Origin of the sequence: Phyllobacterium sp. TAF24, assembly GCF_052113785.1 — a bacterium.
Taxonomy (GTDB): domain Bacteria; phylum Pseudomonadota; class Alphaproteobacteria; order Rhizobiales; family Rhizobiaceae; genus Phyllobacterium.
The window spans coordinates 45915-54593 of record NZ_JBFRDN010000034.1 but is presented as its reverse complement, the minus strand read 5'-3'; the positions used below and the strand labels follow the sequence as shown (position 1 = coordinate 54593).

General features: G+C 53.7%; 6 protein-coding genes. All 6 read left to right on the top strand.

The window, feature by feature from the left end; all coding sequences use genetic code 11:
- Positions 1 to 101 precede the first annotated feature (101 nt).
- The 6 genes from AB4Y96_RS22510 (at position 102) to AB4Y96_RS22485 (ending at position 8678) form a co-directional block, all read left to right on the top strand.
- Entirely contained in the window at positions 102 to 1877 is a 1776-nt protein-coding gene (locus tag AB4Y96_RS22510; RefSeq protein WP_441920025.1) for a type I secretion system permease/ATPase, read from the top strand.
- The gene (locus AB4Y96_RS22505; RefSeq protein WP_091886180.1) at positions 1874 to 3292 is read left to right on the top strand and encodes an HlyD family type I secretion periplasmic adaptor subunit; all 1419 of its coding nucleotides are present in this window, start codon (positions 1874 to 1876) and stop codon (positions 3290 to 3292) included. Before AB4Y96_RS22510 ends, AB4Y96_RS22505 begins: the two co-directional genes overlap by 4 nt.
- A gap of 290 nt (positions 3293 to 3582) precedes the next feature.
- On the top strand, positions 3583 to 4242 hold the full coding sequence (locus AB4Y96_RS22500; protein WP_091886306.1) for a calcium-binding protein: 660 nt from the start codon (positions 3583 to 3585) through the stop codon (positions 4240 to 4242).
- A 76-nt stretch (positions 4243 to 4318) separates the two neighbouring features.
- On the top strand, positions 4319 to 6580 hold the full coding sequence (locus AB4Y96_RS22495; protein WP_441920028.1) for a glycosyltransferase family 2 protein: 2262 nt from the start codon (positions 4319 to 4321) through the stop codon (positions 6578 to 6580).
- Positions 6577 to 7419, top strand: a complete 843-nt coding sequence (locus AB4Y96_RS22490; protein WP_441920024.1) for a class I SAM-dependent methyltransferase — start codon at positions 6577 to 6579, stop codon at positions 7417 to 7419. Before AB4Y96_RS22495 ends, AB4Y96_RS22490 begins: the two co-directional genes overlap by 4 nt.
- Positions 7416 to 8678 (top strand): glycosyltransferase family 4 protein, encoded by a 1263-nt coding sequence (locus AB4Y96_RS22485; RefSeq protein WP_441920027.1) that lies wholly within the window; start codon positions 7416 to 7418, stop codon positions 8676 to 8678. Before AB4Y96_RS22490 ends, AB4Y96_RS22485 begins: the two co-directional genes overlap by 4 nt.
- Position 8679: the final 1 nt, after the last annotated feature.

Here is an 8679-nt window from a genome sequence, read left to right as displayed (position 1 = left end):
TTCTGTCACATTCTGCACGGTATTACTTTACTAGTCTGTTTCCTTAGACCAAGGTCAAACGGGCTAACCGGCAGCTGTGGCATTTCCAAGGCAGATTATAGATGACAGATACTCGTCAAAACAATGCAAATGGCAAGAGCAATATTGGAAAAAATACGATGACGTCCGCAGTTCCGGCGCCTCAAGCTCTTATTTTGCGAGCGCGCCGGGTGTTCCTGTCAGGCCTGCTTTATGCCGTTTTATTAAGTGCTTGCATCAATCTTCTGCAACTTACTGTACCGCTTTATATGTTGCAGGTACACGATAGAGTTTTGAACAGCCGGAGCACTGATACGCTCATAATGTTGAGCATTCTGGCGGTTGGCGCGTTGATCGTTTTTGGCATTCTTGAGTTTATTCGGGCTCTGTCATTTCAGGCTATGGGCAGTGCGCTGGTGCGCCGCCTTAACTTGCCAATTCTTACGGCGGCGGTTCAGGCATCCGTCGATCAAGGGTTGCCGAGGGCGACACAGGCACTGCGCGATCTGACGGAACTGCGTACATTCCTGACGTCGACAGCGGTGAGTGCGCCGCTTGATGCGGCCTGGTCGCCGATTTATTTAACCGTGCTTTTTCTGTTGCACCCGGTTTTCGGGATCATCGGTGTGGTTTCGGTGGTCGTGCTCGTGATCTGCGGTGTTATCACGGATATTATGACGCGAAGCCTGCTGAAGGATGCGAATCAGGCAAATATTGAAGCCATCTCCAAGATCGGCAGCACCTTGCGCCATGCGGAAGTAATCGAGGCTATGGGCATGCTGCCGGCGCTGGCAAGACGCTGGCGGTCAACCCAGATGAATGCGCTGGACCTGCTTGATATTGGCGGAACCCGCAGTCGCGGCATGGCAACGATCGCCCGTACGCTGCGCTTCATGATTCAGATCGGCGGGCTGGGTGCCGGTACATTATTGGCCATGCAGCAGGAAATCACGGGTGGTGCCATGATCGCTACGACGATTATTATTGGCCGCCTTCTCATGCCTTTTGATCATGTTGTGGATACGTGGCGTCAGTGGGTAAACGCCATCGGCAACTGGCAGCGCATACAGTCGTTGCTGGCGCAGAATCTTGCGGTGCGTCAGACGATGCCAACGCCAAGACCCCAAGGTGATCTGATCATCGACAAGCTCGTTTACGCGGCTCCGGGTGTTGAAATGCCGATTATCAAGGGCATCTCATTTTCTCTCTCGCCCGGTGAAGTTCTCGGGATTGTTGGTCCGTCCGCAGCGGGTAAATCGACTTTGGCCCGGCTGATGATTGGTATCGTCAAGCCAACTTCCGGCGGCGTTTTCCTCGATGGCAACAATGTCTATCTTTGGGAGCGCGGCTCCTTTGGCGAGATAGCCGGATATCTTCCCCAATCGGTGGCGCTGCTTGATGGTACCATCAAGGACAACATCGCGCGTATGGGTGACAGTGATCCGCATCGCGTTCTGGAAGCGGCCCGCCTCGCTGACGTGCACGAGATGATTGGCCGTCTGCCGCTTGGCTACGACACGCCTGTTGGCGATGGCCGCCTGACCCTTTCCGGCGGTCAGCGGCAGCGCATCGGCCTCGCCCGTTGCCTCTATAATCGCCCTCGCCTCATCGTGTTGGATGAACCAAATTCGAACCTTGATGCCGTCGGCGAGCGAGCTTTGATGCGTGCTATCGAACAAGCGCGGGATGACGGCGCTATTGTCATCATGATCGCCCACAGGCCAACCATCATGCAGGTAGCGGATAAGCTGCTGGTGCTTGAAAACGGTCGAATCACACAGTTTGGGCCGCGTACTGACGTGGTGGCTTCCATAACACCCACTGGTCCGAAAATGGGTACGGCAGGAGCAGGCGCATGACCGGCAAATCGATAGTCCCCAAGCGTGTTAGTCAACTTCTGGCTCCTCGTGAAAAAGCTGGTGAAACGCACGCATTGACCAAATTTGGAGCTGTGCGTCCCGAATGGGTTGTTGATCTGGAAAACGAGGATGCAAAGTCGCCTTTGCGCCGACTTATCATAGCTGGGGTTATGACCATCGTAGTCGCGTTCGGTGGGTTCTTTGGCTGGGCCTATTCGGCTGAGCTTGGAAGCGCTGCGGTTGCCCTGGGAACCGTGATTGTCGATTCGAAGCGGAAGACCATCAGTCATCTGGAAGGGGGCATATTAGATCGTCTGCTCGTGCAGGAAGGCGACGAAGTAAAGGTTGGCCAACCATTGGTCCGGCTCGATGATACAAAGGCCCGTTCCGAATTGCAGTCCTTGCAGTCCCGGCGTGTCGGTCTCATAGCCAAGCTTGCGCGATTGCGGGCTGAGCAGGCGGGCGAGCCAGAGATTACCTTTCCGGAGAATTTCGGTGGTCCGGAAGACGTCGCGGCGCAGAACGCGGTGAAGGCTGAGCGCATCTTCTTCCAGAAGCGCTCAGCGCAAAAGATCAGCCGCACCGATGTTCAGAAAAAGACCATTGAACAATATACGGAACAGGCAAAATCGTCGGCCTCGCAGATCGCTGCGACCGACAGGCAGATCGAACTCATCACGGAACAACGCACTGCAATCGCCAGCCTGGTTGCAAAGGGCTTTGCCCAGAAATCCAAGTTGACAGAAATCGACACAAAACTGAGCGAACTGGCCGGAAACCGTGGCGAGCATGCTGGCGACAAAGCCAAAGCCGAACAGGCAAAAGCTGGCGCAGAATTCGCACTGATTGGGATCGAGAGCGATTTGCAATCGGAGATCGCGGGCGAAATCACAACCAATCAGACCGATCTGGCGGACACGGAAGAGCGGATTGTTGCGGCGAAGGATGTGATGCGCCGTATTGAAATCAAGTCGCCGCAGGCCGGTGTCATCGCCAATATCCGCCTGAGGACGCCGGGCGGCGTTATTGCTGCTGGAGAGCCGGTGCTGGACATCGTTCCAGAAAATGAGCCTCTGGTCGTGGAGATGAAAATCAACCCGCGTGACGTTGATAGCGTTTCGATGGGATCACCTGCGCAGATTCGTCTGACAGCCTATAATCAGCGTTCATTAACACCACTGGACGGCAAGATAAGCTACATCGCGGCGGACCAGGTTATGGACGAAAAAACCGACACGGCCTACTTTGTGGCGCGTGCGGAGATCATGCCAAAGTCGTTGGCGGCCAATCCGTCAGTCAAACTTTATCCGGGAATGCCAGCCGAAGTTATCATTGTTCATAAGGCTCGCAAGGCGATCGACTACATCATCTCGCCAATATCAGACAGCCTCAATCGCGCATTTAGAGAAGATTAAATAGAATAATTCCCCCAAAATGGGACGTTTTGTATGACATTTCAAATTTTGAAATAAACTATAACTAATATAGTTTGATAGATTAATTACAGTTGAAATAAACATAAATTAGAGTCGTGATACAAAACGTGAAGTAATACGCTTCCGTAATAATTTGTTACTCGTGAATGCCGCATTTATACTCTTAGGTTATGTTGCATTTCGATTTGTTGCAGCGCACAATCGTCAAAGCATCGATGGTCGGAACATTTTCGGCAGTCGAAACTCAAAGCAGACAGAAGGAGAAGCAGATGGCCACTTTAGAAGGCGGCGCCTACGACGACGTTTTGTTTGGTTCGCGTTTTGACGATTTCATCCACGCCCACGGTGGTGATGATCTCGTCTTTGGCGGAAACGGCAACGACATCATATTTGGTGATGAAGGGAATGATCTTCTTTTCGGCGGACGGGGTGACGATACCCTTTTCGGCGGAACAGGCAGTGATATTCTCCATGGTGACCAAGGAAATGACATTCTGAATGGCGGCGACGGAAGCGACGTTCTGTTCGGTGACAACGGAGATGATACTCTTCTGGGCGGTAATGGCTCAGACATCCTCTTCGGCGGCTCCGGAAATGACGTTATTCTCGGCGGCGCAGGGAATGACTTTATCGTTGGTGGAGCTGGCGATGATACCCTAGTCGGCGGTTCCGGACATGACGTATTCCTGTTCAATGGTGGCGGCGGCAACGACGTCATTCTTGATTTTACCCCAGGTGAAGACGTTCTTCAGATATCCAAAGGCATCAATGGCCTTCACATCAATTCCCCGGATGATGTGGCAGACCATATTACGCAAGTTGGCAACAACGTTGTGGTCGATTTCGGCCATGGCGACAGCATCACACTTGTGAACACCAGCTATGACGATGTGCAGGCACATCCCGACCAGTACTTCGTCGTACATTGATTTTTTCAAAAATTGGCGTGCCCTGCTTTTTTGCCGGGCACGTTTTTCTTTCCGATGTGAATGAAAGGGCAACGTGTTGAACCTCGACCATTCGACGGATATTGCAGACGACACGGAGAGTGTATCCATCTCTCGTCTATGTGCTGATATTGCTGTCGTGATCTGGGATCTCCCCGGCGCGATGCGAGCCTCGACAAAATGTACGCTGGAGGCATCGGATCAACTCGTTCCGCTTGTTAGCCTCAACATCCCTCTTGAAACGGGCGGTCAGCGTGTGCTTTGGGCCATGCGGACGAAAGATGAGCCGATCAATCTGACCCTTTCTGCTGGATCGCTCGGGCCAACAGAGCAGGCCGTTCTTTATCCCGCCGATGAACTTGCATCGTTTGATGTAAACAGTGCGGTGAATAATCTTTCGGCTGCCGGTCACATCAAGCTGCTCAACAATGTTCTGAGCACATGGCGCACCACATTCCGCCTTTCCCAGAATCAGATTTTCGCCGGTGTTGCGCGTGAAATCACTCTGGCGCTCACACCGGAGCCTCGGCCTGTGCGCTCCTGTGGTCAGCCAATCGACGGCCAGTATCTGCTGGAGACGGTGATTGATCCCGTGCTTGGCGATGTGAGCACGATTTACGCAATCAGTGCGGCGTCGGTGACAGCTCTGCCGGCAAAATTCGTCATGGGCTCGCAAATCAAACGGGGCGGCCAATCGTGTCACCTTTTGGTTGAGTCAGCGCGGTCTTTACCGCAATCCTTCCATCTCGTGCTTTGCGGCAAGAACGGCGTTGCCGTTCGCAAACTCGCTGATGGTGACAGTCAGCAGGCGGATTTCGAAAAGTGGTGGGCAAAGCGCCACGGAGATATGGATCTGCGTGAGTTCCTCATTCGGGAATTGGCCCAGGTCACAGGTGCTGGCCTTGCTACTGCCATTGATATGCAGACGCGCGCGCCGCTGACGGTTCGTCAGATTGCCAAATCCGCCACGCATCCTGCCGCTGAAATCGATCTCGCCCTCGCGCTGGATGGTGGTCTTCTGGTCGGCGGTTGGACACATGATCCTGCGGCCATGTTATCGAGGATTGAGTATCTTTCAGAAAACGGAAGCGTCTTGCCGCTTCAACCCAATTTTTACAAATTTCCCGGCAAAACCGGTGAGCGCGAAGATGGTTTTGGTGCAGATGTAACCGGATTTGTTGCATGGCTTCCGCAAAGCAAAAATTTGGGCCCACTGCTCCAACCGCGTTTCCAGATGCGGCTGGTCTCGGGCGCGACGTCGTCGCTGATCCCGCCGTTACAGCCATTCGAAGCTTCGGCCCAGCGAAATCGCATCCTGCGTTCTGTCCCTCCTCAGCACGCGCGCGATCAGGTTTTTGAGAATATTCTCGCCCCTGCCCTGCAGGAAGTTGAGCATAAGCTCGGTAAGACCGTGAAGATCGCCGATACCAAGGATTATGGCGTTCTGCCTGATAATCCTGTGGTGTCGATCGTTATTCCGCTCTATCGGAATCTTGACTTCCTTCGTTTCCAGTTTTCTGCGATGGCCACAGATCCGTGGCTTGTCGACAACGCCGAACTCATTTTTGTGCTCGATTCCCCTGAGATTCAGGATGATACCGAACATATGCTGGGCGGCTTACACATTCTGCACGGCTTGCCATTCAGGCTTGTCACAATGAATCGCAACAGCGGCTATGCCCGTGCCTGCAATGCGGGCGCAGGCGTGGCTACCGGCACAATGATAGTCATGTTGAATTCGGACGTTGTGCCTTGCGCCAATGGCTGGCTTCAGGCGCTTATTCAACCATTGCTTGATCAGAAGAAGCTCGGCGCAATCGGTCCACGATTGTTGTTCGAGGACGGGTCTCTCCAGCACGCCGGGCTGTATTTTGCACGCGACCAGAAGGGCGTCTGGCTGAATCACCATTTCTACAAGGGAATGCCCGGAGAATATGCTCCCGCACGTGTGGGCCGCACCGTTCCGGGGGTGACAGGCGCCTGTCTGGTCACTCGAAAAGACATTTACGATCTCGTGGGTGGCTTTACCGAAGATTACATTATCGGTGACTATGAGGACAGTGATCTGTGCCTGAAAATTCGCCAGATCGGCTTTCATATTGCCTATGAGCCAGATGTTTCCCTGTACCATTTCGAGCGGCGGTCCATCCGCCGCAGCGCCGACTACATGCGCGGTCTGGCGAGCCAGTATAATTCATGGCTGCACACCAAGCGCTGGAACGATGACATAACCGAATTGATGTCGACCTACCTCGATGAGGCGACAGAGGACACTGTCGCCCCCTATATCGTTGGAAAGTCTGAAAGGAGCGCCGCTTGACTGAGGTTGTAGCACTCAAGAAAGCCCTACCCGAGCATACGAATGCTGTGAATGATGAATATATCGACTGGCTGATGGAAGCTGTCGTACGAAACAGGTTTCTGCCCAGCCCTGACCCGGACAGTGTTTTTGTCGGTGATGGTGATTTTCGGACCGTCGGCTCCGAGTTTCTGGGTCATTTTATCCGCAAGGGCGGATTGCGCCCGGAAAGCCATGTGCTTGATATCGGCAGTGGTATTGGCCGTATGGCTGTACCGCTCACACAATATCTTGATCCAGCTAAAGGAAGCTATCGCGGCATTGACCCGGTATCCGGTGGCATCAATTGGTGCCAGCAGAAGATCACGCCCGTCTATCCGAATTTCGAATTCCGCTACATGGATATCGCCCATTCCCTTTATAATCCGAAGGGAGCGATTGATGGTCTTCAGCTCAAATTACCCTTCGAAGACAAAAAGTTCGATTTTGTCATCATGACATCGGTTGTTACTCATCTTCCCGATGAGGAAGTCAGCGTCTATCTGCGTGAAGTTGCACGCGTTCTTGCGCCCGGCGGACGCCTTTTCATGACGGCGTTTGTAGTGGACAAGACGGCGGCCGAAAACCCGCTGAAGAAGCGCGATACACGATTGGGTTTCCAGCGCTATGATCAAGGGCCCTGCTGGTTCGTGCCGGAATTGCCTCCCCTCGCCGCTGTCGGTTTCGATGATGGATTTCTGGATCAGGCTTTGGCTCGTGCTGGCCTATCGGTTTTCGACAAATCACTTGGTCACTGGCGCGGCGTACCCGCTGACCATTATCAGGATATTTTCATTGCGGGACCCGGAGGGGAGAGATAATGGCCCGTGTCCTTATCGCGGCCCATAATCATCCGTCACTGCATCCCGGCGGCACTGAAATCTTTGCGCATGATCTGTTTCGCGCCTATCAGCGTGCGGGATGCGAAGCGCTCTTTCTAGGTGCGACCAATCATATTCATCGCGAAGCACGGCCCGGCACAAGCTTTCAGAGCATTGGTAACGGCGGCGATGAAATTTTGCTCTGGTCTGGCCACTTTGACCGCTTTTTCATGAGCCAGGTCGATCTCTATGGGATCGTGCCCGACATTGTTGAACTGCTGCGGGATTTCAAGCCTGATGTCGTTCATCTGCATCATTTGCTGCTGTTGGGTGCGGAGTTTCCGCATATCGTCCGGCGAACATTGCCCGAATGCCGGATTGTTCTGACGCTGCACGATTACTATCCGATCTGCCATCATGATGGCCTGATGGTTCGCACGAGAGACAAGGAACTTTGTTACGGAGCAAGCCCCGACCGGTGCCATAGTTGTTTCAAAGACATAGCGCTGGACAAATTCGTGCTGCGCGAGCGCCATCTGAAATCACTGCTGAGCGTAGTGGATGCATTCGTTTCACCAAGTGAGTTTCTCAAGCAACGCTATGTTGAGTGGGGAATTGACGAAGAGCTGATCAGTGTGATCCCGAATGGGCAGCCGAAGCGCGAACTGGCAGTGAAAGCTGATCCGGCAACCCGTACCAAGCCCATCTTTGGATATTTCGGCAACCTCAATCCCTGGAAGGGGACTACCGTCCTTCTGGACGCGGCGAAGCAACTGATTGCCGAGGGCTATGATTTTGAACTGCGTGTCCACGGCGCGGCGCCATTTCAGAGCGAAGCGTTTGTTGCTGATATAGACAGGTTGTTTGCCGAGACGTCGCCTTTCGTACAAAGGCGCGGCGCCTATCGGCGTGAAGACATAGGAAATCTCATCGCGACAGTTGATTGTGCGATTATGCCGTCAATCTGGTGGGAGAACGCACCGCTGGTGATTCAGGAGGCTCAGGGGCAGGATTGCCCCGTGATCACCAGCAATATTGGCGGTATGGCCGAAATGATCGAAAACGGCGTCAATGGCCTGACTGTTCCCCCCAACGATCCGCTCGCATTGGCAGCTGCCATGCGGCGTATTGCTGAAGATACTGACCTGCGTCAGCTTCTTTCCCTGGGGGCGCGCCACCCTGATACCATCGACACGACAGCTGGACGGTATCTCGACCTGATCGAGACTCTGCGTTCTGAACGTGTCGAGGCAGCCTGAG